Below are 24,311 nucleotides of genomic sequence, written 5' to 3' on the forward strand. Positions count from 1 at the left end.
AGGTCGGGCCTGACGCTCGAAACCAAATGGCGCTGAAACGAAACCACGTGGCCACACCAAACTGGTTGGCGTGATGTTGTCCGGGATCGAGGTTACCATGCCCGCAAATGATGCTCTGTCTTTTCTCATGGCGTGGACCGTCGCGCCGTTCAGGGTCGGTTCCGTCACGCCGTCCAGCTCCAGCCTGGCGGCATTGATGACCCGTGACATTGGACCCGAGACTGGCCCCGTGCTGGAACTCGGTCCGGGAACCGGGCCGTTCACGAGGGCGCTGCTGTCGCGCGGGGTGAAGGAGGAAGATTTGACGCTGATCGAATCCGATCCGGATTTCGCCGCACTGCTCATGCGTCGCTTTCCTGCTGCCCGGATTTTCGAAATGGACGCCGTCGGTCTGCGCCATCTCTCGCTCTTCCCCCCGGCCTGCGATTGGCACCGCCGTCAGCGGCTTGCCTTTCCGGCTGATTTCGCCGCGCAGGACATTTGCCATTCTCGAAGGTGTTTTCGCAACCTTCGCCCCGGCGGAGCGCTCTACCAGTTCACGCTCGGACGGCGCTGCCCATTCGACCAGTCGCTGCTCGACAGGCTCGATCTCGGGGTTACGCGGGTTGGCCATACCTTTCGCAACTTCCCGCCGGCGACGGTCTATCGCATCGCCAGGCTCAACACGTCAGGAACCTACGACTGGCGCTTCGCATGACGGGACCATTGTCGGCCATTCTCGGCTTCGGCCTGTTCGGCGTCTTCTGCCTCGCCTTTACCGAGAAGATTCTGCCGATCCCGCCCTCGCATGTGCTGCTGCTGTTCCTCGGCATGACGGCGGCGCCTGACGATGGGACGCTGGCAATTCTGCTTGGCGTGACCACGCTGGCCTCAACGACAGGCTGTCTCGTCTGGTACACTGTCGGCCGCCGGATCGGAATCGATCGCGCCGACAGGCTGGTCGAGCGGTTCGGCAGATATGTCTTCTTGCGCCCCGAGACCTACCGCAAGCTTGGCCAGGCCTATCGCCGCAACCATGTCAGGGTTTCCCTGCTGGCGCAGTTCATTCCGACGGTGCGCAACTATTTGCCGATCGCGGCCGGCGCGCTCTGCCTGCCAGCCTTACCTTTCGTGGTCGCGACGGTAGCCGGAGCCACGCTCTGGAATGCCGGATTTCTGCTTACAGGCTATGCGCTGCATGGCAGCGGCCAAAGCCCGCTCGCCGTCGGCTTTCGCATCATCGCTATTGTCCTGGCGCTGGAAACGGCATTCATGCTTGCCTTGCGCTACGGCCCGGCATGCTGGCGGCGCATCCGGCCGATGCCGGGCTGAGCCAGGGCCACGCATCCAGCCATGGGATAAGCGTCGCCATCGGCTTTTCTTCGCGGTTGCGGCGGTGTTTAGTCCGGCCATGGCCTTCACCATCCGGCAGTTGCAGTTCTTCATCGCCGTCGCCGAGCAAGGCACGGTATCGCGCGCGGCGCAAAACCTCTCCATCTCGCAATCGTCGGTCACCGAGGCGATCAAGGAACTTGAAAGCGATCTTGGCGTCGAACTGTTCGAGCGCCATCCGCGCGGCCTCAACATCACCCACAAGGGTCACCAGTTCCTGCGCCACGCGACAAAGATTCTCGCCGATGTGTCCGACGCCCGCCGTTCTTTTTCCGGCGAGCAGGCCGTGGCGGGCGGGCGGCTGCAACTGGGCGTCACCTCGCTGGTCGCCGGCTATGTGCTGTCGGACCTGCTTTCACGCTACCGCCGCGCCTATCCCGGCGTCGAGGTCTCGGCCATCGAGGACAATGGCGACTACCTCGAACATCTCCTGATCGGCGGCAAGCTGGACATTGCCGTCATGGTCACCTCCAATTTGCGCGACCGCACTGCACTGCAATCGGAAATCCTCGAAGTCTCGGCTTACCGGCTGTGGCTGCCGCTCGGCCATCCTCTGGCTGGCGCCGACATTATCGGCATCGGCGATATCGCCTCCGAACCGCTGATCATGCTGACCGTTGACGAGATCGAGGAAAACACCGGCAAGCTGCTGACGGCGATCGGCGCCAGGCCGCATGTCGCCTTCCGCACCCGTTCCGTGGAGGCCGTGCGCAGCCTCGTCGCCACCGGGGCTGGCGTGGCGCTGCTGCCTGACCTCGTCTACCGACCCTGGTCGCTGGAGGGCGACCGCATCGAATCGCGCGACATTTCCGGTTCCTTGCCGGTGGTGCAGGTTGGCATGGTCTGGCGGCGGGGATCTGGCTTGGCCGCCGCGGCGCGCGATTTTGTGGGACTTGCCCAGTCGCAGCGGACGGTGCGCCGCTAGTGTGGTCTGCTCCCGGCGACGCCGCCAGTCTTGCGCTTGCGCTTTGTGGCGGGAACCGGCTCCGCTTTGAAAGGCCCGAGCGGAGCAACCTCGAAGCGGCCGGCGCCGGCAAGCCTGACGGCGCGGCGAAACGTCGGACACTCCATCGGCCGAGCGGCGGGGCATCGGGCGGCGTGACGCAAAGCCTCCCGGATCGCGGTCAGGCGCTGGATGGTGTGGTCCAGTTCGTTGGCCTTCGCATCCAGGCGCGCCCGATCCATTTTCGGCAGGCCGTCGGGCGTCAGCATCGCGGAAATCTCGTCCAGTGCGAATCCGCCGGCGCGTCCAAGCCCAATCAAGGCGAGCCGTTCCAGGACAGCCGGATCGAACAAGCGGCGCAGGCCGCGACGGCCGATCGAAGCAATTAGGCCCTTCTCCTCGTAGTAACGAAGTGTCGATGCGGGTACGCCGGTGCGGCGCGACACTTCGGCAATGTCCATATCTTTCATGCTTGACCTCAAGTCGGCTTGAACTCGTAAAGTGATGGCGACGATTGGTGAGAGCAACAGAAAAGTGAGGTCCGTTATGTCGCGATCCGCACAGCCAAACACACGGCAAGCCGCGCTCTGGAACGACGCCAGCGGAAAGGCCTGGGTCGAAATGCAGCCGATCCTTGACGAGATTCTGGCGCCGTTGGAGCGGCTGGTAGTCGATGCCGGCTATCCCCGGGAAGGGGGCAACGTCCTGGACATCGGCTGCGGCGCCGGGGCGACAACTCTGGCGATGGCGCGCCGCGTCGGCAACAACGGACGTTGTGTTGGGCTGGACATTTCGCAGCCGCTTGTCGCTCTGGCGACAGAACGCACGCAGGCGGAAGAGGTGGCAAACGCAAGTTTTGAAGTGGGCGATGCCCAGACGTATGCGTTCGAATCAGGTCGCTTCGACGCTGTTGTCTCGCGCTTTGGTATCATGTTCTTCGATGATCCCGTGGCCGCGTTCTCCAACATAAGACAGGCAGCGAGGCGCGGTGGCAAACTCGCCTTTGTTGCCTGGCGCAGTCCGGCGGAGAATGATTTCATGACGACCGCCGCGCGAGCGGCTGCGCCTTTCCTGCCGACCGCACCCGCGCCAGACCCCGATGCGCCGGGGCAGTTTGCCTTTGCCGACGGCGCCAAGGTGAAGCGGATACTTGAAGCGAGCGGCTGGTCGTCAATCGACGTCAGACAGGCGAACTTACCATGTAAGATCGCCGAAGGGGATCTGATGATGTATGCCACCCGGCTAGGGCCGCTCGCCGCCGCGCTGCGCGAGGTCGACCAGGCGACGGCCGAAAAAATTATCACGGTGTTGCCTGCTGCCTTCGCCCCTTTCGTAAAGGATGGTCAGGCTCGTTTCAACGCCGCCTGCTGGCTGGTGACGGCGCTGGCCTGAGGGAGTATATCGGAAAAACCGATATCGGCCTTCTGATAAATGAATTTGCGAAACCGGGATTTTCAAAGCACCTTCCGTTGGAGGGACCAAAGCTGCCATTAGAGTGGCGTCAAGTCCAACGGAAGAGCTGACAAGTTTTTCAGTCCGCGCGTGATCTGGCGACAACCGGAGCGGTTTCAGGATCACGGGCCAAAATGGGAGATCGATATGCATTTATTCCTGAAGTCGTGCACTGCCTTGACGGTCGCGCTGACCTTCTCCGGTCAGGCCATCGCCCAGGTGAAGGAACTCGGCAAGGGCGAAGGTCAGGTCAACATCGTCGCCTGGCCGGGCTACATCGAGCGCGGCGAGACCGACAAGGGCTATGACTGGGTGAGCGCCTTCGAGAAGGAGAGCGGTTGCAAGGTCAACGTCAAGACCGCCAACACCTCGGATGAAATGGTCTCGCTGATGAACGAGGGCGGCTTCGACCTCGTCACGGCTTCGGGCGATGCCTCGCTGCGGCTCGTCGCCGGCAAGCGCGTGCAGCCGATCAACACCGATCTCATCCCGAGTTGGAAGACGGTGGACGACCGGCTGAAGGACGCGCCCTGGTTCACCGTCGACAAGGTGCATTACGGCGTCCCCTATCAGTGGGGTCCCAACATCCTGATGTACAACACCGAAGTCTTCAAGGAAGCACCGAAGAGCTGGAACGTCGTCTTCGAGGAGATGAAGCTGCCGGATGGCAAGTCCAACAAAGGCCGCGTCCAGGCCTATGACGGACCGATCCATATAGCGGATGCCGCCAATTATTTGATGTTCCACAAGCCGGAACTCGGCATCAAGGATCCCTACGAATTGAACGAGGACCAGTACAAGGCGGCGCTCGAATTGCTGCGCGTCCAGCGCACGCTGGTTGGCCGCTACTGGCACGACGCCGCCATCCAGGTCGACGATTTCCAGAACGAAGGCGTCGTTGCATCAGGCTCGTGGCCGTACCAGGTCAACACGCTGGTCGCCGCCAAGAAGCCGGTCGCCTCGACCGTGCCGGAAGAAGGTGTCACCGGCTGGGCCGACACCACCATGATGGAGGCCGACGCGGCACACCCGAACTGCGCCTATATGTGGCTCGAGCATTCGCTGGCGCCGAAGGTGCAGGGCGATGTCTCCGCCTGGTTCGGCTCGCTGCCGGTCGTGCCGGCCGCCTGCAAGGGCAACGAGCTGCTCGGCGAGGAAGGCTGCAAGACCAACGGCTACGACAATTTCGACAAGATCAAGTTCTGGAAGACGCCGGTTTCCAAATGCGCCACCCAGAACGACCAGTGCGTGCCCTATTATCGCTGGGTGTCGGACTATATCGGCGTCATCGGCGGACGGTAATCGCGCTTTGCTGAGAGCTTGGCGCTGCCCCTCATTGTCCTGCCGGACATTTCTCCCCGTATAGAGGCGGGGAGAAAGACGCTGTTATCAATGGTTTCGCCAGCTACCAACGTTGCAGAATAAGCGCCAATATCGCGACCAGCTTCCTTCTCCTCGTCACTATACGGGGAGAAGGTGCCGGCAGGCGAACGAGGGGCGGCGCGATCGCCTGAAAATTTGATGAGCCTGAAAGATCAGGACACCCCATGACATCAGCCGTTTCCTTTCAAAAAGCCTCGCGCCATTTCGGCAGCGTTCGCGCTGTCGACGCTGTCGATCTCGACATCGCGCCCGGCGAATTCTTCGCCATGCTCGGGCCGTCCGGTTCGGGCAAGACCACGTGCCTGCGTCTCATCGCCGGCTTCGAGCAGCCGACGGCGGGTTCGATCTCGATCTTCGGCGAGCGGGCCGAGGGCGTGCCGCCCTACCGCCGCAACGTCAATACCGTGTTCCAGGACTACGCGCTGTTCCCGCATCTCAACGTGCTCGACAACGTCGCCTACGGGCTGATGGTCAAGCGTGTCGGCAAGGCCGAGCGGCACAAGGCGGCGGAAGAAGCGCTGTCGCTGGTGCGGCTGCCTGGCTATGGCGCGCGCCGGCCCGGCCAGCTTTCCGGGGGCCAGCGCCAGCGTGTCGCGCTCGCCCGTGCCCTGGTCAACCAGCCCAAGGTGCTGCTGCTCGACGAGCCGCTCGGCGCGCTCGACCTCAAGCTGCGCGAAAACATGCAGGAAGAGCTGAAATCGCTGCAGAAGGCGCTCGGCATCACCTTCGTCTTCGTCACTCACGATCAGGGCGAGGCGCTGTCGATGGCCGATCGCGTCGCCGTCTTCAACGATGGCAGGATCATGCAGATCGGCACGCCCGAGGATATTTATCAGCGGCCGAGCACGCGTTTCGTCGCCGATTTCGTCGGCTCCTCCAACGTGCTGCCGCCGGATTTCGTCCAGCGTTATTCCGGCCAGCACCGCTGGGGCAGCCTGCGCCCTGAATCCATTCGTGTCGGCCGCGCGGCGAGCGGCGAAGGCGTCGCCGCGCGCCTCGTCTCGACCAACTATCTCGGCGCCACGACAAGGCTGGCGCTCGATGCCGACGGGTTGAAACTGCACGCCGTGGTGCCTGCGGGAACGCCCCTGCCGGCGGAAGGTGAGGCGGTCATGCTCACCTTCAACCGCGAGCATCTGCACCTGATGGACGAGCCGGTATGAGCCTCGACGCTACCATGCCGCGTGCCACGGCGCCCGCCATCCTGCCCGGCAGCGGCGGAATGCGCGGGGCGCTGTCCGATCTCTTCTGGCGCCGACCCCAACTGTTGCTGCTGTTGATGCTCCTGCCGCCGGTGCTGTGGCTCGGCATCGTCTATATCGGCTCGCTGTTCGCGCTGCTGGCCCAGAGTTTTTTCTCGATCGACGAATTCTCGGGCCTCATCAATCGCCAATTCACGCTGAAGACCTATGGCGACCTGCTCCAGGCGGCCAATCTCGACATCATCTTGCGCACGGTGACGATGGCCGCATTGGTCACGCTTGCCTCCGCCATCGTCGCTTTCCCGATCGCCTACTATGCGGCGCGCTATGCGCGCGGCCGCTGGAAGGCGCTGTTCTATCTCGGCGTCATGCTGCCGCTGTGGTCGAGCTACCTGGTCAAGATCTATGCCTGGAAGCTGATCCTGGCCAAGGAAGGTATTTTAACCTGGCTGCTCGCCAAGCTGCATTTGTTGTGGCTGCTCGACGCCTGGCTGTCACTGCCGGTCGTCGGCGGCAATTCGCTGTCGGTGTCGTTCACCGGCACTTTCATCGTGTTCGTCTATGTCTGGCTGCCGTTCATGATCCTCCCCGTTCAGGCAGCCCTCGAGCGGGTGCCTGGCAATCTGGTCGAGGCCTCGTCCGATCTCGGTGCTTCGCCGGGGCAGACATTCCGCAACGTCTTGTTCCCGCTGGCGCTGCCCGGCATCGTCGCCGGTTCGATCTTCACCTTCTCGCTGACATTGGGCGACTACATCATCCCGCAGATCATCGGCACCTCGCGCCTCTTCATCGGCCAGGCCGTCTACTCGCAGCAAGGCACCGCCGGCAACATACCGCTCGCCGCCGCCTTCACCGTGGTGCCCATCGTCATCATGGGCTTCTATCTCTGGGGCGCCAAGCGAATGGGGGCTTTCGATGCGCTCTGACCGTGGTCAATCCGCTCCCCTCGGCCTGAAGATCGCCGCCGCCTGCGGGTTGCTGTTCCTGCATCTGCCGATCCTGCTGATCTTCGTCTATGCTTTCACGACGGAAGAGAAGAGCTTCGTCTGGCCACCGCCGGGGCTGACCACGCAATGGTTCGCCGTCACCTGGAACCGGCCCGATGTCTGGGAAGCGCTGTCGCTGTCGGTGCGCGTCGCCGCCATTTCGACCGCGATCGCGCTGCTGCTCGGCACGCTCTGCGCCGCAGCTGTGTCACGGACGAAATTCTTCGGCCGCGAGACCATCTCGCTGCTGGTCATCCTGCCCATCGCGCTGCCCGGGATCATCACCGGCATCGCGCTGCGCTCGGCCTTTTCGCTGGCCGAAATCCCGTTCTCGTTCTGGACGATCGTGCTCGGCCACGCCACTTTCTGCGTGGTCGTCGTCTACAACAACGCGGTCGCTCGTTTCCGCCGCACCTCCGGTTCGATGATCGAGGCCTCGATGGATCTCGGCGCCGATGGATTCCAGACCTTTCGCCATGTCCTGCTGCCCAACATCGCCACCGCACTGCTCGCAGGCGGCATGCTGGCCTTCGCCCTCTCGTTCGATGAGGTCATCGTCACCACCTTCACCGCCGGCCAGCAGCAGACCGTGCCGATCTGGATGCTGGAGGAACTGATCCGCCCGCGCCAGCGCCCGGTCACCAATGTCGTGGCCATGGTGGTCGTGCTGGTGACGCTGCTGCCGATCCTGTTTGCCTATTACTTGACCCGCGACGGCGACCAGATCGCCGGTTCGGGCAAATGAAAGTAGTGAGTAGTGAGTAGTGAGCAGTGAGTAGATTTGGTCCGCTCTTTAACTACTCACTACTCACTACTCACTAATTACCCCATTCGCTTCTGCCCAAGGAGACACCATGGACACCCAGATGCTGATCGGCTCGAAATTCGAGAAGGGCACCGAGACCGAGGAGCCGATCCTCAATCCGAAGACCGGGGCGACCATCCTCAATCTGCCCGAGGCCAGCCAGGCACAGATCGAGGCGGCGGTGAGCGCCGCCGAAAAGGCGTTCGCCTTGTGGTCGCGCACCACGCCGGCACAGCGCTCCGGCTACCTCCTGAAGATCGCCGACCGCATCGAGACCGAGGCGCAGGAGTTCGCGATGCTGGAGGCGTTGAATTGCGGCAAGCCGATCAATGCGGTGCTCAATGACGAAATCCCGGCCATCGTCGACTGCTACCGCTTCTTCGCCGGGGCGGTGCGCTCTATGCCAGGTGTGGTCGCGGGCGAATACCTGCCCGGCCACACTTCGATGGTCCGGCGCGACCCGATCGGCATCGTCGCCTCGATCGCGCCCTGGAACTATCCGCTGATGATGATGGCCTGGAAGCTGGCGCCGGCAATCGCCGGCGGCAACACGGTGGTTTTCAAGCCGTCGGAGCAGACGCCGTTGACGGCGCTGAAGCTGGCGACGATCCTGGCCGATGTCCTGCCCGAGGGCGTCGTCAATGTCGTGCTTGGCCGCGGCGACAGCGTCGGCAACACGCTGATCAACCACCCCAAGGTCAACATGATCTCGATCACCGGCGACGTCGCCACAGGCAAGAAGGTGCTGCAGGCCGCCGCCAAATCGGTCAAGCGCACGCATCTGGAACTCGGCGGCAAAGCGCCGGTCATCGTTTTCGACGACGCCGACCTTGGCGCCGTCGTCAAAGGCCTGCGCGCCTTCGGCTACTACAATGCCGGCCAGGACTGCACCGCCGCCTGCCGCATCTATGCCGGCAAGAAGATCTACGACAAGCTTGTCGCCGATCTCTCCACCGCCGTCTCGACCATCAAATACAATCTATCAGACGACGCCGAGAACGAAATCGGGCCGCTGATCTCGCGGCGCCAGCGCGACCGCGTCTCGAGCTTCGTGGAACGTGCTTCGGAGCTGAAGCACATCGAGATCACCACCGGCGGCAAGCCGGGCGAGGGCACCGGCTTCTACTACCAGCCGACCGTCGTCGCCGGCGCGCTGCAGGAGGATGAGATCGTGCGCCGCGAAGTGTTCGGCCCCGTTGTCTCGATAACCCGTTTCACGGAAGTGGACGAAGCGGTGAACTGGGCCAACGACAGCGATTACGGCCTTGCGTCATCCGTGTGGACAAAGGACGTCTCGCGCGCCATGGCGACCGCCTCGCGGCTGCAATATGGCTGCACCTGGATCAACACCCATTTCATGCTGACCAACGAGATGCCGCATGGCGGCCTGAAACAATCCGGCTACGGCAAGGACATGTCGCTCTATGCGCTGGAGGATTATACCGCCGTGCGCCATGTGATGGTTGCGCATGGGTGAGAAGCGGTCGCCGCTGGCGATCAATCGACAACGATTTGTCGATCGAAGCGACGAACGCCCGGAGCCATTAGCGAAGGGCCGGGCGCCGGATGAGGGGCAGCGCAAGCTTCTGCGATGCCGGCGCTGCCCCTCATCTGCCTGCGGCATCTCCTCCCGTGAACGGGAGAAGAACTCCAGCCGCTACTCCACGATGCGATAGATGTTCCACAGGCTGGTGCCCGACACGACATAGGGCTCCATCTCCTTGCCCCATTTGGCGTGCGCGTCGATCTTGCCGATCTTGGCGAACATCGCCTCCAACTGGGCCAGGCTTTCGACCTGGTGATGCGACTCGACCGTCGCTTCACGGGCGCCGATCGATCCGGTCATGATCTGGAATTTGAGCTCGGTGAGGCCGACCTGCGAGCCGATCTCGCGTTCCCATTTCCGCATCAGCTCGAGCACCGTCTGCTTGTGCCCGAACTTGGCATCGATCTGCCATCTGGCGCTGAACATGTTGGTTCTCCTCCATCACTTGCGGCTCAGGCCGCGGGTTGATCTACTCGTCCCAGGCCTGCACGACGGTTTGGCGCGCGATCAGGCCGTTCTTCAGCTCCAGCATCGCCGCGCAGAACACCTTGGTGCCGTCCGGGTAGGCGCATGCCTGGGTGAATGCCAGGCTGTCGCCGTGGGCGATGGTGGTGTCGACCTTGTGGGTCATCGCCCGGCTGCAGATGTCGTCCCAGAACGTCGTGATCGCCGCGCGCCCGCGGATTTCGCGCGGCTTGCTCGGCGGATTGTTGCGGTCGATCACCCGCACCAGCGCATCATCGGCATAGAAGCTCGACAGCATCTTGCCGTCACGGCCTTCGATCGCTTTCTTGATCGCCGCGCCATCCACGGCTTGGGTCTTGGTCAGCATTTTATCCTCCCTATGCCCGTCTTCAAGATCGGGCGTTTGACGTTTGAGGTGTCGCCCGGCGCTCGCCGACGGGCGGTGTCTTTCACTGTGACTTGGCCTTAACTGCCGCAAACACGCCGTCGGTCTGCTTCTTGAAGGTGGCCAGATCGACCTGGCTGCCGTTGAGGATCGTCGACCAGTGGCGCACGATCGCGGCCATCGCGATCGTCTCCTTGATCTCTTCGTCCGATGCGCCGTTGAGCTTGGCCGCCTCGGTGTGGAAATAGATGCAATACTGGCACGGGATCTGCGACGCGACCGCCAGCCCCATCAGCTCCTTGGTCTTGCCGTCGAGCGCGGTCTTGGGATTGAGCTGGACGCCCTTGATCTCGGCCCAGGCGCCGGCGATGGCGACGTCAGGCAGTGTCTTGAACATATCCGGCACCGAGCCGAGCGTCGCCTCGATGTCCTTGTAGGCTGTCGCCGCCGACGCATCCTCGGCTTTCGCCGGAGTGATCGTGAACAGCGCGCCAATGCCCGCCGCGATCACGAGTGACCTGACATTCAGTTTTGACTTGGGCATTTCATCCTCCGTTCGCAGCGCCTTTCCGGCGATATCCGCCTTGGCCTGCATGGGGGAATTGATAGCGCCTATGGCAGTGTGCCTGCTTCGCCCGAAAGCGCCATGGCTCTCATGGCCCGTCCGGGCCAGTCTGCCTGGCGGAAAATGCCGCCGCGGCCGCTCGCGACGGCAGGTCGAGCTTCAGCAGTATGTTGGCGACGTGGCGCTTGACCGTGTGCTCGCTCAGCCTGAGTTCGGCGGCGATTGCCGCATTGCTCTTGCCGTCGGCGATCAAATTCACGACTTCGCTCTCGCGCGCGGTCAGGCAAGCCGGTTCGGCCGCTTTGGTCTTGGGCCGGCAGGCCGGCTCCAGGTGCTGTTCGGACATCGCAAGCACAAACGCCAGCGGCTCGTCCAGCTCGTCGATGCCCACACGCCCGCGATCGACGAAATGAAGCCCCGAGCCGACGGCCAGATCGGCGACCAGCCTCGACGCCAATATCTCGCCGCGCCCGGCGTGAGCGGCGAGTTGCATCGTCACGCGGCCCGTCAATCCTGCGGGAGGGCCGCGCGACTCGATCTCGCCGACATGCGCCCCTTGCGCGCTTGCTACCCCGATTTGCTGCGCCGCGTCCCGCAACGCCGCCGCGCAACGCAAGGCACGCCCGGGGCCGTCGAAGCGTGAAATCATCATCTCGGAGTGCATATCCGCGCAGCGGCCCCCATGGCGGGTCACAAGGGTCCGCCATGTCTCATGGAAATGCTGGCTGCGTTCGCTCCACATCCGGTCTCCGAGGCGGGCCGTGTCGTAGATCCGAGTCACGAGAAGCGCAGCCAGAACGCGTTCGGCTTCCACCACGGCGCGCTCGCCGGTCAGGAACTCCTCGATCAGGTCGGCGACCCGGTCGACATCACCGGTCCAGATCGGGTGGTCGCGTCCAGGGATTTCGACCAGCCGCGCGTTGGGAATTTTCCTGGCCAGAAAGCGGCTGGCGTCGGGGTCGACCCGCACATCGTTGCGGCGATGGATCAGCAGCGTCGGCGCGCCGATTGCCGCCAGGATGCCGCGCACATCGATCCCCGCGTTCATCCGCGCCAGCGTCGCCGCCGCGGTAGGGCTCGCCGACAGCCGCTCGAAGCGCGCCCACCAGGTTGAAAAGCGGGTATCGTCGACCCTGCCCGGTGCGAAATTGGGCAAGGTGGCGCCTGTGCCCCAGGCCGTCTCGGCCGTCGCGATGAAGGCTTCCAGACGCTCCGGCGGCATCACCCATTTGTGGAAATGCGCGTAGCCGCCATAGAGCGCCAGTGCCCGCGTCCGCTCTGGATAGGTGGCGGCGAACAGCATCGCCAGCGGCGCGCCTTCCGAAGCCCCAAGGATCGACGCGCGGCCGCTGCCGACCGCATCCATCACCGCGCGCACATCATCCATGCGGGTCTCGAGGCTGGGCAGGTGATGGACATCGACGCGGTCGGAAAGACCCGTGCCGCGCTTGTCGAACAGGATCAGCCGTGAGAAGGCCGAAAGCCGCCTCAGGAGCCTGGTATAGCCCTCGTCTTCCCAGTGCAGGTCGAGGTTGGAGATGAAGCCGGGGACGAAGACGAGGTCGAACGACCCCTGGCCGACCACCTGATAGGCGATCCGCACCTCGCCGCTAAGGGCGTATCGGGTCTCGATCGGCCTCACGAGGGTGTCCGCCCGGCCTGACGATTCTGATCGCCAACCATAGCAGAGCCGCGCCGGTTGCGGCAGCTTATATTTTAGCGGAAATGAATGTAGCCGGCGGCCGACGCGGTTACTTTTGCGACGCGGCGACGTCGCCAGGCGAGGCCGCGAGGCCGAGCTTGAGATCGGCCTCCGCCGGCGTGATCGGCCGTTTGATCCTGGCCGAAGCGACCACGACCAGTTCGTCGAAGCCTTCACCGCCGCTGTCCAGCATCTCGAAGAACTGGCGCCGCATTCTCGGCTCCCAGAACTTGTTGATATGCTCGGCGACGCCGGCAACGCCTTCCTCGCGTGGCCTGGAGTGGAAAAAGGCGGCGATCTGGTTGGCCATGCGCACCAGCTTTTCCCCCGTGCTCATGATGTGCTCTTCGTCATGCGACATGCTGGGCAACTCCCGAAATCACCCGGTCGGGGTGGGTAAAAACATCGAAATCGTCGCCGCGCACCAGCGCCACCAACGTCATGCCGGCCTCTTCCGCGGTGCGGATGGCAAGGGCCGTCGGCGCCGAGACGGCGATGATGAAGGCTGAACCGATCGCCGCCGTCTTTTGCACCATCTCGACCGAAACACGGCTGGTCACCACGACGGCGCCCGATGCGCCATCGATATTGGCCTTGGCCAGCGCGCCGGCCAGCTTGTCCAGCGCATTGTGGCGGCCGACATCCTCGCGCGCCATGACGACGCCCTTGCCATGGACGTAGAAGCCGGCTGCATGCACGGCGCCTGTCTCGGTATGCAGCGGCTGCACCTTCGACAGCAGCTTGACCGAGCGGGTGATATCGTCGGCCTCAAGCGTAAGTTTCGACGCACCCACCGGATCGACCGAGCGCATCGCTTCCTCGATCGATTCGATGCCGCACAGCCCGCAGCCCACCGGTCCGGCAAGCCGCCGCCGCCGCGCCTCGAAGCGCGTATTGGCCTGGTCCTTCAGCCGGATCTGGATGTCGATGCCGGCGCCATGATCCTCGACCTCGATGGCTTCGATCTCATCAGGCGCATCGATGATGCCTTCGGTGAGCGAGAAGCCGAGCGCGAAGTCCTCGAAATCGGCGGGGCTCGCCATCATCACCGCATGCGTGGTGCCGGCGAAGGAGAACGCCACCGGCGTCTCTTCCGGCACCATGCGGTTGGCCGCAGCCGTGCCGCTGGCGCGGTGCGCCAGTCGCGATATCTGCGTCGTCGCTTTGCGGCGCGCGGCCAAGACTACTCCGCCGCCTGCAGCGGAGCGATGCGACGGCTCTGCTTGGCCTGCTCGTCATAGTCGCGCTGCCATTCCGACGGGCCGTTGGAAGCGCCGACCTGCACCGCGGTCACCTTGTATTCCGGACAATTGGTCGCCCAGTCGGAGAAATCGGTGGTGATGACGTTGGCCTGCGTGTCGGGATGGTGGAAGGTGGTGTAGACCACGCCCGGCGACACCCGGTCGGTGATCAGCGCGCGCAGCGTCGTCTCGCCCGAACGGCTGGTCAGCCGCACCCAGTCGCCATCGCGCAGGCCGCGATTTTCTGCGTCGTGCGGATGGATTTCCAGCCGGTCCTCGGAGTGCCACATGACATTTTCGGTGCGTCGCGTCTGCGCGCCGACATTGTACTGCGACAGGATACGGCCGGTGGTCAGCAGCAGCGGGAAGCGCGGTCCGGTTCTTTCGTCGGTCGCCACATATTCGGTGCGGATGAACTTGCCCTTGCCGCGCACGAAGCCGTCGACATGCATGATCGGCGTGCCAAGCGGCGCCTTGTCGTTGCAGGGCCATTGCACGGAGCCGACCCGGTCGAGCAGGTCGAAGGAGACGTTGGCGAAGCTTGGCGTCGTCTTGGCGATCTCGTCCATGATTTCGGACGGATGGGTATAGTTCCAGTCGAGGCCGATCGCACGGGCGAGTTCCTGCGTCGCCTCCCAATCGGCGTAGCGCGCCTTCGGTTCCAGCACCTTGCGCACCATATTGATGCGGCGTTCGGCATTGGTGAAGGTGCCGTCCTTCTCGAGGAAGGTCGAGCCCGGCAGGAAGACATGCGCGTAGTTCGCCGTCTCGTTGAGGAAGAGGTCGTGCACCACCACACATTCCATCGCGGCCAAGCCGGCGGCGACATGCTTGGTGTCGGGATCGGACTGCAGGATGTCCTCGCCCTGGATGTAGATGCCCTTGAACGAGCCGTCGACGGCGGCATCCAGCATGTTGGGAATGCGCAGGCCGGGTTCGTCGTCGAGCTTCACGCCCCAGAGGCTTTCGTAGATGTCGCGCACCGCGTCACCCGAAATGTGCCGGTAGCCCGGCAACTCATGCGGGAACGAGCCCATGTCGCAGGAGCCCTGCACATTGTTCTGGCCGCGCAACGGGTTCACGCCGACGCCAGGCCGGCCGATATTGCCGGTGGCCATTGCGAGATTGGCGATCGCCATCACCGTGGTCGAGCCCTGGCTGTGCTCGGTGACGCCGAGGCCGTAATAGATCGCGCCATTGCCGCCCTTGGCGTAGAGACGGGCGGCACCGCGGATCAGCTCCGGATCGACCCCGGACAGCTTGCCGACGATTTCGGGGCTGTTTTCCGGCAGGGCGACGAAGGACGCCCAGTCCTGGAACTCCGCCCAGTCGCAGCGCTCGCGGATGAAGGCTTCGTCGAAAAGGCCCTCGGTTACGATGACATGCGCCAGCGAGGTCAGCACGGCGACATTGGTGCCGGGCTTCAGCGGCAAATGGTAGTCGGCTTCGACGTGGGCCGACTTGACCATTTCGGTGCGGCGCGGATCGAGCACGATCAGCTTGGCGCCCTGGCGCAGCCGCTTCTTCAGCCGCGAGGCGAACACCGGGTGCGCGGAAGCCGGATTGGCGCCGATGATGACGGCGACGTCGGTGAATTCGACCGAATCGAAGTCCTGCGTGCCGGCCGAGGTGCCGTAGGTCTGGCCGAGCCCATAGCCGGTCGGCGAATGGCAGACGCGTGCGCAGGTGTCGACATTGTTGTTGCGGAAGCCCTGCCGCACCAGCTTCTGGACGAGATAGGTTTCCTCATTCGTGCAGCGCGAGGAGGTGATGCCGCCGATCGCGGTGCGGCCGTACTGGTATTGGATGCGGCGGAATTCCTTGGCCGTATGGGCGATCGCCTCTTCCCAGCTCACTTCGCGCCAGGGATCACTGACCTTTTCGCGGATCATCGGCGACAGGATGCGGTCCTTGTGGGTGGCATAACCGTAAGCGAAGCGGCCCTTCACGCAGGAATGGCCGTGGTTGGCCATGCCCTCCTTGTAGGGCATCATGCGGATGACCTCGTCGCCCTTCACTTCGGCCTTGAACGAGCAGCCGACGCCGCAATAGGCGCAGGTGGTGACGGCCGAGCGCTCCGGCAGGCCCTTTTCGAGCACGGTCTTCTCGCGCAGCGCATCGGTCGGGCAGGCCTGCACGCAGGCGCCGCAGGACACGCATTCGGAGGCAATGAAGTCCTCGTGCATGCCGGCGACCATGCGCGATTCGAAGCCGCGGCCCTCGATGGTCAGCGCGAAAGTGCCTTGCACCTCCTCGCAGGCGCGCACGCAGCGCGAGCAGACGATGCACTGCGCCGGATCATAGGTGAAATAGGGGTTGGACTCATCGCGGGCGATGTAGTCGACCGCGAGCGAGCCATGCCCTGGCGCGACGCCATTTTCCTCCTTGACGTGATTGCGGCCCTCAACGCCGTAGCGATTTTCGGTCAGGCCGACGGACTTCGCCACCACATCGAACTCGCTGGCGCCAGTTCCGGCCTTCTCGTGCCAGCCGGTCGGATGGTCGGAGACGTAGAGTTCCATGACGCCCCGGCGGATGGCGTCGAGCCTGTCCGACTGCGTGCGCACCACCATGCCTTCGCCGACAGGCGTCGTGCAGGAAGCCGGCGTACCGCCGCGCCCGTCGATCTCGACGAGGCAGACGCGGCAGGAACCGAACGAGTCCAGCATGTCTGTGGCGCAGAGTTTGGGGATCTCCACCCCGCCTTCCATCGCCGCCCGCATGATCGAGGTGCCTTCCGGCACGCTGATGCTGCGGCCATCGACGGTCAGCGTGACCTGTTTTTGCGCCTTCGACTCCGGAGTTCCGTAGTCAATCTCTTCGATCAGCGTTGGGAAGTCGGCCTTGATGTTCATCTGCCAGCTCCTATTCAGCAGCCACGCGCGCTGGCGCGGGCTTGAAATCCTCGGGGAAATGCGTGATCGAGCTCATCACCGGGTAGGGCGTGAAGCCGCCCAGCGCGCAGAGCGAACCGAACTTCATCGTGTTGCAGAGGTCGGTAACCAAAGCCAGGTTCTTTTCCGGCTCGATTCCGGCGGCGAGCCTGTCGATGGTTTCCACGCCCCGCGTCGAGCCGATGCGGCAAGGAGTGCACTTGCCGCAGCTTTCGATGGCGCAGAATTCCATGGCGAAGCGTGCCTGCTTCAGCATGTCGGCGGTATCGTCGAAAACCGTGATGCCGGCGTGGCCGATCAGCCCATCGCGCTTGGCGAATTCCTCGTAGTCGAACGGCGTGTCGAACAGTGCGCGCGGGAAGTAGGCGCCGAGCGGGCCGCCGACCTGCACTGCCTTCACCGGACGCCCGGTGGACGTGCCGCCGCCGATCTCGTCGACGATCTCGCCCAGCGTCAGGCCGAAAGCGGTTTCGAACAGGCCGCCTTGCTTGACGTTGCCGGCGATCTGGATCGGGATCGTGCCGCGCGAGCGGCCCATGCCGAAATCCTTGTAGAAGGTGGCGCCCTTGTCCATGATGATGGGTACGGAAGCGAGCGAAATGACGTTGTTGATCACCGTCGGCTTGCCGAACAAACCCTGTATCGCGGGCAGCGGCGGCTTGGCGCGCACCACGCCGCGCTTGCCTTCCAGGCTGTTCAAGAGCGAGGTTTCCTCGCCGCAGACATAGGCGCCGGCACCGACGCGGATTTCCATGTCGAAGGCGTTGGGCGAACCCAGCACATTGACGCCGAGCACACCGGCCTTGCGGGCGATCTCGACGGCCTTGTTCATGACAGCCACCGCGTGCGGATATTCCGAGCGGATATAGACGAAACCCTTGGTCGCGCCGGTGGCGATGCCGGCGATGGTCATGCCTTCGATGAGCACGAAGGGGTCGCCCTCCATGATCATGCGGTCGGCGAAGGTGGCGCTGTCGCCCTCGTCGGCATTGCAGACGATGTATTTGCGCTCCGATGTCGTATCGAGCACCGTCTTCCATTTGATGCCGGTCGGGAAGCCTGCGCCGCCGCGGCCGCGCAGGCCGGAGTCGGTGACCTGCTTGACGACGTCGGCGGGCGCCATGGCCACCGCGTTCCGCAGGCCGCTCAGTCCGCCGAGCGATTTGTAGGCATCGAGCGACAGCGGGTCGTTGATGCCACAACGTGCAAACGTCAAGCGAGTTTGTTTGGCCAGGAACGGAATCTTGTCCGGTGCGCCGAGCCAGCGCTTATGATGGCCGCCGGTGAGAAAACCGCTGTCGAACAGGCTCTTCACGTCCGACGGTTTCACCGGCCCGTAGGCGACACGGCCATTGGCCGTCGCCACTTCGACCATCGGTTCGAGGAAATAGGCGCCGCGCGAGCCGTTGCGCACAATCTTGGCCTCGATGCCGCGCTCCGCGAGTTCCTTGGCGACGGCCTTCGCGACCTTTTCCGCGCCCAGCGCCAGTGCGCCGGAATCGCCGGGAATATAGATGCGGGGGGTCATGAGCGCACCTCGGCGACGATCTCGTCGATCCTGTCGTCATCCAACCGACCGATCACCTCGCCATCCAGCATCGCAGACGGCGAGCAGGCGCACAGCCCGAGGCAATAGACCGGTTCCAGCGTAACCGATCCGTCACGCGTGGTCTCATGGAAGTCGATGCCGAGCAACTGCTTGACCTTGGCGGCGACCGCGTCCGAACCCATCGACTGGCAGGCTTCCGCCTGGCAGAGCTTGAGCACGTGCCGTCCGGCCGGGCGCGCACGGAAATCATGATAGAAAGTCACGACACCATGCACCTCGGCCCTGGACAGGTTCAGGCCGTCGGCAATGATGGGGACGGCATCCTGCGGGACGTGGCCGAATTCTTCCTGGATGCCGTGGAGGATCGGCAGCAGCGGACCCTCGAGGTCCTTCAACTCCTCGATAATCGCCGCCGTGCGCGATGCGATCTCGGTACTTGCAGGCTGCATCGTCATGCAGCGCCCTCCCTGGTCGATAGCTTTTATCGCTAAGTCTTTACAAAATCAGAGGAAACCCGCGAAATCAATAAAGCTGTTTCGTTGCTCGATAGAAATCTTCTATCGATGAGCTTCGCTCAGCATTGTCTAGCCTAGCGGTGGGCGCGGAAATCGTCTGCCAGCGCCATCGCCTCGTCCAGCAGCGCCTGCACCAGCGGCGTGTGCGGCTCGCGCGGCGCGGCGACCAGCCCGACTGTGTGGCTGGCATCGGGCTCGACGATCGGAATGGCCCGGATCGGTTCGGAAAAACCGAATGTTTCCGCAAGGTTGAGTGGCATGATCGATGACCATTTGCCGGTCCGGATGTGCGAGAACAGCACGATCATCGAATTCGATTCCAGCGTCGGCCGCACCTGCACGCCGGCTTCCGCCAGGTGCTGGTCGATGATGCGGCGGTTCTGCATGTCCGGCGTCAGAAGGCACAGCGGCAACTGGCTGATCTCGGACCATGTCACTTTGTCGCGGTCGGAATAGGGATTGCCGATTGCGGTGATCAATTGGTAGCGCTCGTCATAAAGGGGCACGCTGGTCACCCGTCCCAGTGGTTCGTTGTCGAGATAGGTGATGCCCGCGTCGACATCGAAATTGCCGAGCAGCGACAGCACTTCGATCGAGGTTCGCGACAGCACCGAAAAGGTGACGCCTGGGTGCTTGTCTCGAAAGGGCGTCGTTAATCTGGCGACCATCGCCAAGGCCGTCGGGATTGCGGCAATCCGGATGCGGCCGGAAAGGCCGTACCGGGCGGCGCGCATCTCCTCGCGCATGGTCCTGGAGTCGCCGACGATGCGGCGCGCCCAGACCAACACTTGCTTGCCCTCCGGCGTCAGCCCCTGGAACCGCGACCCGCGATTGACCAGCATGACGCCGAGCTGGCCCTCGAGCTGCTTGATGCCGGCCGACAGGGTCGGCTGGGTGACCCCGCACGCCTCGGCCGCCCGGCCGAAGTGCTCTTCCTTGGCCAGCGCGATGAAGAATTCCAGCTTGTCGATCATTGGCGGAAGCTATCCGGCGCGGTGGCGTCGCGCCAGATGGTGTCGCGCTCAAACCTCCAATGCATGTCGCCCGAAAGTGACTTCGGTTTTGGGACAACGACATGCATAAAAAAGCGATCGCGCAGCGCTGCCTCGATCGCCGGGATCTACCGATCCACGAGATTGAGGATGTTGCCGTCCGGATCCTTGAACCATGCGACTTTCATGCCGCCGCCGACATGCAGGTCACCCTCCATCGTTAGGCCGGGCATCTCGTAATGCTCGAAGGCGACACCCTTCGACTTGAGGGCGTCGACGACATCGGCGATGGCGTCGCCGACCATCCAGGTTACCGCCGTCGCCTTGTTGGTCCCTGCGAATTCGGAGCGATAGACATTGATCGTGGTATCGCCGCTTTTGTAGACGATCAATTCGCCGCCCTCATCGTGCACTTGTTCCAGGCCGAGTGTTCTCTCATAGAAGGCCTTGGCCTTTGCCAGATCCTTCACGGCGAGGTTTGCCGATGCGTTGCTGTTTGCAAGCATGATCGTCTCCTTCCCTGGTTGTCATTCCCTCTGGTCATGGAAATAGGTCGCCCAGGCCGCTTGACGACCGCCATCATGCCTGGCGCTTGGAGCGGTCCGCGATCTGCACTATGTGAGCTGCAGCCGAACGCCAGGGAACAACAGCCATGTCCATCACCAAGGAAATCGTCACCGAGCGCCTGAAGACGGTGAACGGGCCGGACTTTACCGGCAACATCGTCGACCTCGGCATGGTTTCGGAGATTTTCATCGCCGATTCGAAAGTGTTCTTCTCGATCACCGTTCCCGCCGCGCGCGCCCAGGAGATGGAGCCGTTGCGCGCCGCCGCCGAGCGGGTGGTGAAGGCCATTCCCGGCGTCGCCGGTGCGGTCGTCGCGCTGACGGCTGAAAAGAAAGGCGGCGGCATGGAGGGGTCGGTTCCGTCGCGCCCCGCACCCAGGCCGGCGCCGACGGCCCCGGTCGCTGCGGCGCCGCGGGCGGCTCCGCATGCTCCTGCTTCGCAGAGCCAGGGCAAGCGCGGCGTGCCCGGCATCGAGGCGATCATAGCGGTTGCTTCCGGCAAGGGTGGCGTCGGCAAGTCGACCACGGCCGTCAACCTGGCGCTCGGCCTTGCCGCCAATGGCTTGCGGGTTGGCGTGCTGGATGCCGACATCTATGGCCCGTCGATGCCCAGGCTACTCAACATGCATGGCCGGCCGCAGACGGTCGACGGCAAGATCCTGAAACCGATGGAGAATTACGGCCTCAAGGTGATGTCGATGGGTTTCCTCGTCGATGAGGAGACGCCGATGATCTGGCGCGGGCCGATGGTGATGTCGGCGCTGACGCAGATGCTGCGCGAGGTTGAATGGGGACGGCTGGACGTGCTCGTCGTCGACATGCCGCCCGGCACGGGCGATGCGCAACTGACCATGGCCCAGCAGGTGCCGTTGGCCGGTGCCGTCATCGTCTCGACGCCGCAGGACCTGGCACTGATCGACGCCCGCAAGGGTCTCAATATGTTTAGGAAAGTCGATGTGCCGCTGCTCGGCATCGTCGAGAACATGAGCTACTTCATCGCCCCGGATACCGGCAAGCGTTACGACATCTTCGGCCATGGCGGCGCGCGCCGCGAGGCGGAGAGGCTGGGCGTCACCTTCCTCGGCGAGGTGCCGCTTGAAATGGGGATCCGCGAGAGCTCTGACGCCGGCACGCCGGTGGTCGTCTCGAAGCCGGATGGCGCCGAGGCGAGAATCTACCGCGATATCGCCTCCAAGGTCTGGGACAGGGTCAACGAGGAACGCGGCGCGGCCGAAGCGGCCGTGCCGAGTATCGTCTTTGAGTGAACCCTCACGGGGAGTGCGTCAGCCGCCCACTTTCTCGCCGAAAGCCGAAAAGAACTGTCCGGCCAGTTTCTTCGACGTCGATTCGATCAGCCGGCTGCCAAGCTGCGCGATCTTGCCGCCGACTTCTGCCTTGGCCGCATATTTGAGGACCGTGGCGTCCGGCCCGTCGGCGGTGAGCGTGACGTCGGCGCCGCCCTTGGCGAAGCCGGCGATGCCGCCCTTGCCTTCGCCCTGGATGGTGTAGGCATGCGGCGGCTTGAGATTCCTGAGCGTCACTTCGCCGTTGAAGGTGGCCTTGATCGGCCCGATCTTCAGCACCACCGTTGCCGCCATCTCGGTCGCCGATTTCATTTCCAGGCTCTGGCAGCCTGGAATGGCGCCCCTCAGGACGGTTGGGTCGTTCAGCGCTTCCCACACTTTCTGCACGGGTGCGGCGATACGTTCCTCGCCCTCGATCACCAAAGCCATCTAAACCTCCCGCATCGCCTATGTCGGATTGGTCGTAGCGTGCGGCTCGATAGCTGTCTATCGCACCAAAGTCCGGATTCAGATCACGCGTGCCCCTTGCCTGCATCCGCGCGTTGTCATATCGATTTGTCATACAAATACGGAGACCATGATGGCCGGCGCCCCCACGAAAAAGAAAAAGTTCCGCTCGCAGGAGTGGTTCGACAATCCCGACAATCCGGGAATGACGGCGCTTTATCTCGAGCGCTACCTTAATTACGGGCTGACTCGCGCCGAGCTGATGTCGGGCAAACCGCTGATCGGCATCGCGCAGACGGGCTCTGACCTTTCGCCTTGCAACCGGCACCATATCGAACTTGCCAAGCGCGTGCGCGAAGGCATCGTCTCGATGGGCGGCATTCCTTTCGAATTCCCCTGTCACCCGATCCAGGAGACCGGCAAGCGGCCGACCGCCGCCCTTGACCGCAACCTCGCCTATCTCAGCCTTGTCGAGGTGCTCTACGGCTATCCGCTCGACGGCGTCGTGCTCACCATCGGCTGCGACAAGACCACGCCTGCCTTGCTGATGGCGGCGGCGACCGTCAACATCCCGGCCATCGCGCTGTCGGTCGGCCCGATGCTCAATGGCTGGCATAAGGGCAAGCGCACCGGCTCGGGCACCATCGTCTGGGAATCGCGTCAGCGCCTGTCGGCCGGCGAGATCGGCTATGACGAGTTCATGGACATCGTCGCGTCCTCGGCGCCGTCCACCGGCTACTGCAACACGATGGGCACGGCCACCACGATGAATTCGCTGGCCGAGGCGCTCGGCATGCAACTGCCCGGTTCGGCCGCCATTCCGGCGCCCTACCGCGAGCGCGGCCAGATCGCCTACGAAACGGGCAAGCGCATCGTCGACATGGTGCACGAAGACCTGAAACCGTCCGATATCATGACCCGCGCGGCCTTCGAAAACGCCATCGTCGTCAATTCGGCGATCGGCGGCTCGACCAACGCGCCGATCCATCTCAACGCCATCGCCCGCCATCTCGGCGTGCCGCTCGACAATGACGACTGGCAGACCATCGGCCTCAAAGTGCCGCTCATCGTCAACTTGCAGCCGTCAGGTGAATACCTGGGCGAAGACTATCACCACGCCGGCGGCGTGCCTGCCGTGGTCGCCGAACTGATGAAGGCCGGAATGCTGCCGCATCCCGATGCCTTGACCGTCAATGGCAAGTCGATCGGCGCCAATTGCGAGGGCGTCGCCAACGAGAATACCGACGTCATCCGCACGTTGGCCGAGCCGCTGAAGGCCAATGCCGGCTTTATCAACTTCAAGGGCAACCTGTTCGATTCGGCGATCATGAAGATGAGCGGCATTTCGCCGGAATTCCGCGAGCGCTATCTGTCGAACCCGAACGACCCGGAAGCCTTCGAAGGCAACGCCATGGTGTTCGACGGCCCCGAGGACTACCACGCCCGCATTGACGATCCGGCGCAAGGCATCGACGAGCATACCATCCTGTTCATGCGCGGCGCCGGTCCCGTCGGCTATCCCGGCGGCGCCGAGGTCGTCAACATGCAGCCGCCGGCCTACCTCATCAAGAAGGGTATCCACGCGCTGGCCTGCATCGGCGACGGCCGCCAATCCGGCACGTCGGGCTCACCGTCGATCCTGAACGCCTCGCCGGAAGCCGCGGTCGGCGGTGGCCTGGCGCTGCTCAAGACCGGCGACCGCGTCCGCATCGACCTGCGGAAGGGCACGGCGAACATCCTCGTCAGCGATGACGAGATCACACGGCGGCGCGCCGAGCTGCAGAAGGATGGCGGCTATCACTATCCCCAGCACCAGACGCCCTGGCAGGAGATCCAGCGCGGCATGGTCGACCAGTTCTCGGCCGGCATGGTGCTGAAGCCGGCAGTGAAATATCAGGATGTGGCCCACACGATGGGAGTGCCTCGCGACAATCATTGATTATTCCCGGGAATAGTCATCGATTATTCCTGGCTGGTCATTGATGATGGATGACGACG

The 24,311-nt window shown here is 63.6% G+C and carries 24 protein-coding genes; 11 read left to right on the forward strand and 13 right to left on the reverse strand.

Annotated features, from left to right (window positions below; all coding sequences use genetic code 11):
• Nucleotides 1-196: 196 nt before the first annotated feature.
• The 3 genes from LB571_RS07390 to LB571_RS07400 all read left to right on the forward strand — a co-directional run bounded on the left by LB571_RS07390 (nt 197) and on the right by LB571_RS07400 (nt 2,296).
• Nucleotides 197-697, forward strand: coding sequence for a class I SAM-dependent methyltransferase (locus LB571_RS07390; RefSeq protein WP_224593371.1), 501 nt, complete (start codon nt 197-199; stop codon nt 695-697).
• Nucleotides 694-1,311 carry a DedA family protein gene (locus tag LB571_RS07395; RefSeq protein WP_224593374.1) on the forward strand — a complete coding sequence of 206 codons (618 nt, stop codon included), beginning with the start codon at nt 694-696 and terminating at the stop codon, nt 1,309-1,311. The genes LB571_RS07390 and LB571_RS07395 overlap by 4 nt, the downstream gene beginning before the upstream one ends.
• A gap of 79 nt (nt 1,312-1,390) precedes the next feature.
• Nucleotides 1,391-2,296 carry a LysR substrate-binding domain-containing protein gene (locus LB571_RS07400; protein ID WP_015314134.1) on the forward strand — a complete coding sequence of 302 codons (906 nt, stop codon included), beginning with the start codon at nt 1,391-1,393 and terminating at the stop codon, nt 2,294-2,296.
• Here the strand turns inward: LB571_RS07400 and LB571_RS07405 are convergent.
• Entirely contained in the window at nt 2,293-2,784 is a 492-nt protein-coding gene (locus LB571_RS07405; protein WP_015314133.1) for a helix-turn-helix domain-containing protein, read from the reverse strand. The genes LB571_RS07400 and LB571_RS07405 overlap by 4 nt on opposite strands.
• 76 nt (nt 2,785-2,860) lie before the next feature.
• Between LB571_RS07405 and LB571_RS07410 the strand changes: the two genes are divergently transcribed.
• The 6 genes from LB571_RS07410 (at nt 2,861) to LB571_RS07435 (ending at nt 9,619) form a co-directional block, all read left to right on the forward strand.
• Nucleotides 2,861-3,706, forward strand: a complete 846-nt coding sequence (locus LB571_RS07410) for a class I SAM-dependent methyltransferase (RefSeq protein WP_224593377.1) — start codon at nt 2,861-2,863, stop codon at nt 3,704-3,706.
• Between the two features lie 207 nt (nt 3,707-3,913).
• Nucleotides 3,914-5,068 (forward strand): ABC transporter substrate-binding protein, encoded by a 1,155-nt coding sequence (locus LB571_RS07415; RefSeq protein ID WP_224593380.1) that lies wholly within the window; start codon nt 3,914-3,916, stop codon nt 5,066-5,068.
• A gap of 245 nt (nt 5,069-5,313) precedes the next feature.
• The gene (locus LB571_RS07420; protein WP_015314130.1) at nt 5,314-6,312 is read left to right on the forward strand and encodes an ABC transporter ATP-binding protein; all 999 of its coding nucleotides are present in this window, start codon (nt 5,314-5,316) and stop codon (nt 6,310-6,312) included.
• A gap of 14 nt (nt 6,313-6,326) precedes the next feature.
• On the forward strand, nt 6,327-7,277 hold the full coding sequence (locus LB571_RS07425) for an ABC transporter permease (protein WP_210241247.1): 951 nt from the start codon (nt 6,327-6,329) through the stop codon (nt 7,275-7,277).
• Nucleotides 7,267-8,082: an ABC transporter permease gene (locus tag LB571_RS07430; RefSeq protein WP_224593414.1), complete on the forward strand. Its 816-nt coding sequence runs from the start codon at nt 7,267-7,269 to the stop codon at nt 8,080-8,082. Before LB571_RS07425 ends, LB571_RS07430 begins: the two co-directional genes overlap by 11 nt.
• Before the next feature lie 109 nt (nt 8,083-8,191).
• Nucleotides 8,192-9,619 (forward strand): gamma-aminobutyraldehyde dehydrogenase, encoded by a 1,428-nt coding sequence (locus tag LB571_RS07435; RefSeq protein WP_224593416.1) that lies wholly within the window; start codon nt 8,192-8,194, stop codon nt 9,617-9,619.
• A gap of 180 nt (nt 9,620-9,799) precedes the next feature.
• Here LB571_RS07435 and LB571_RS07440 read toward each other — a convergent pair whose 3' ends face one another.
• From LB571_RS07440 to LB571_RS07490, 11 genes are all read right to left on the reverse strand, one after another.
• A complete protein-coding gene (locus LB571_RS07440) occupies nt 9,800-10,114 on the reverse strand; it encodes a hypothetical protein (protein ID WP_015314126.1) in 315 nt (104 codons plus the stop codon).
• 43 nt (nt 10,115-10,157) lie between these two features.
• Nucleotides 10,158-10,520 carry a nuclear transport factor 2 family protein gene (locus LB571_RS07445; protein ID WP_015314125.1) on the reverse strand — a complete coding sequence of 121 codons (363 nt, stop codon included), beginning with the start codon at nt 10,518-10,520 and terminating at the stop codon, nt 10,158-10,160.
• Nucleotides 10,521-10,602: 82 nt separating this feature from the next.
• On the reverse strand, nt 10,603-11,082 hold the full coding sequence (locus LB571_RS07450; protein WP_140660571.1) for a carboxymuconolactone decarboxylase family protein: 480 nt from the start codon (nt 11,080-11,082) through the stop codon (nt 10,603-10,605).
• Nucleotides 11,083-11,191: 109 nt separating this feature from the next.
• The gene (locus tag LB571_RS07455) at nt 11,192-12,745 is read right to left on the reverse strand and encodes an alpha/beta fold hydrolase (protein ID WP_224593420.1); all 1,554 of its coding nucleotides are present in this window, start codon (nt 12,743-12,745) and stop codon (nt 11,192-11,194) included.
• Nucleotides 12,746-12,854: 109 nt separating this feature from the next.
• Nucleotides 12,855-13,166, reverse strand: coding sequence for a formate dehydrogenase subunit delta (locus LB571_RS07460; RefSeq protein WP_015314122.1), 312 nt, complete (start codon nt 13,164-13,166; stop codon nt 12,855-12,857).
• Complete coding sequence (gene fdhD, locus LB571_RS07465) at nt 13,156-13,986, reverse strand: formate dehydrogenase accessory sulfurtransferase FdhD (RefSeq protein ID WP_140821496.1); 831 nt, start codon at nt 13,984-13,986, stop codon at nt 13,156-13,158. The genes LB571_RS07460 and fdhD overlap by 11 nt, the downstream gene beginning before the upstream one ends.
• A gap of 2 nt (nt 13,987-13,988) precedes the next feature.
• The gene (fdhF, locus tag LB571_RS07470; protein ID WP_140614861.1) at nt 13,989-16,901 is read right to left on the reverse strand and encodes a formate dehydrogenase subunit alpha; all 2,913 of its coding nucleotides are present in this window, start codon (nt 16,899-16,901) and stop codon (nt 13,989-13,991) included.
• A gap of 10 nt (nt 16,902-16,911) precedes the next feature.
• Nucleotides 16,912-18,468, reverse strand: a complete 1,557-nt coding sequence (locus LB571_RS07475; protein ID WP_224593422.1) for a formate dehydrogenase beta subunit — start codon at nt 18,466-18,468, stop codon at nt 16,912-16,914.
• Nucleotides 18,465-18,944 (reverse strand): formate dehydrogenase subunit gamma, encoded by a 480-nt coding sequence (locus tag LB571_RS07480; RefSeq protein ID WP_015314118.1) that lies wholly within the window; start codon nt 18,942-18,944, stop codon nt 18,465-18,467. Before LB571_RS07480 ends, LB571_RS07475 begins: the two co-directional genes overlap by 4 nt.
• A gap of 134 nt (nt 18,945-19,078) precedes the next feature.
• Nucleotides 19,079-19,978 carry a LysR family transcriptional regulator gene (locus LB571_RS07485; RefSeq protein WP_015314117.1) on the reverse strand — a complete coding sequence of 300 codons (900 nt, stop codon included), beginning with the start codon at nt 19,976-19,978 and terminating at the stop codon, nt 19,079-19,081.
• Between the two features lie 146 nt (nt 19,979-20,124).
• Complete coding sequence (locus LB571_RS07490) at nt 20,125-20,502, reverse strand: VOC family protein (RefSeq protein WP_224593425.1); 378 nt, start codon at nt 20,500-20,502, stop codon at nt 20,125-20,127.
• 146 nt (nt 20,503-20,648) lie between these two features.
• Between LB571_RS07490 and LB571_RS07495 the strand changes: the two genes are divergently transcribed.
• Nucleotides 20,649-21,827 carry an Mrp/NBP35 family ATP-binding protein gene (locus tag LB571_RS07495; protein WP_224593427.1) on the forward strand — a complete coding sequence of 393 codons (1,179 nt, stop codon included), beginning with the start codon at nt 20,649-20,651 and terminating at the stop codon, nt 21,825-21,827.
• Nucleotides 21,828-21,845: 18 nt separating this feature from the next.
• Here LB571_RS07495 and LB571_RS07500 read toward each other — a convergent pair whose 3' ends face one another.
• Nucleotides 21,846-22,295: an SRPBCC family protein gene (locus LB571_RS07500; protein WP_015314114.1), complete on the reverse strand. Its 450-nt coding sequence runs from the start codon at nt 22,293-22,295 to the stop codon at nt 21,846-21,848.
• Nucleotides 22,296-22,446: 151 nt separating this feature from the next.
• Here LB571_RS07500 and LB571_RS07505 point away from each other — a divergent pair, with 151 nt between their 5' ends.
• Nucleotides 22,447-24,252: an IlvD/Edd family dehydratase gene (locus tag LB571_RS07505; RefSeq protein WP_224593429.1), complete on the forward strand. Its 1,806-nt coding sequence runs from the start codon at nt 22,447-22,449 to the stop codon at nt 24,250-24,252.
• The last annotated feature ends 59 nt before the right edge of the window (nt 24,253-24,311 follow it).

The organism is Mesorhizobium sp. BR1-1-4, from assembly GCF_020165375.1.
In the GTDB taxonomy this organism is placed as follows: domain Bacteria; phylum Pseudomonadota; class Alphaproteobacteria; order Rhizobiales; family Rhizobiaceae; genus Mesorhizobium; species Mesorhizobium australicum.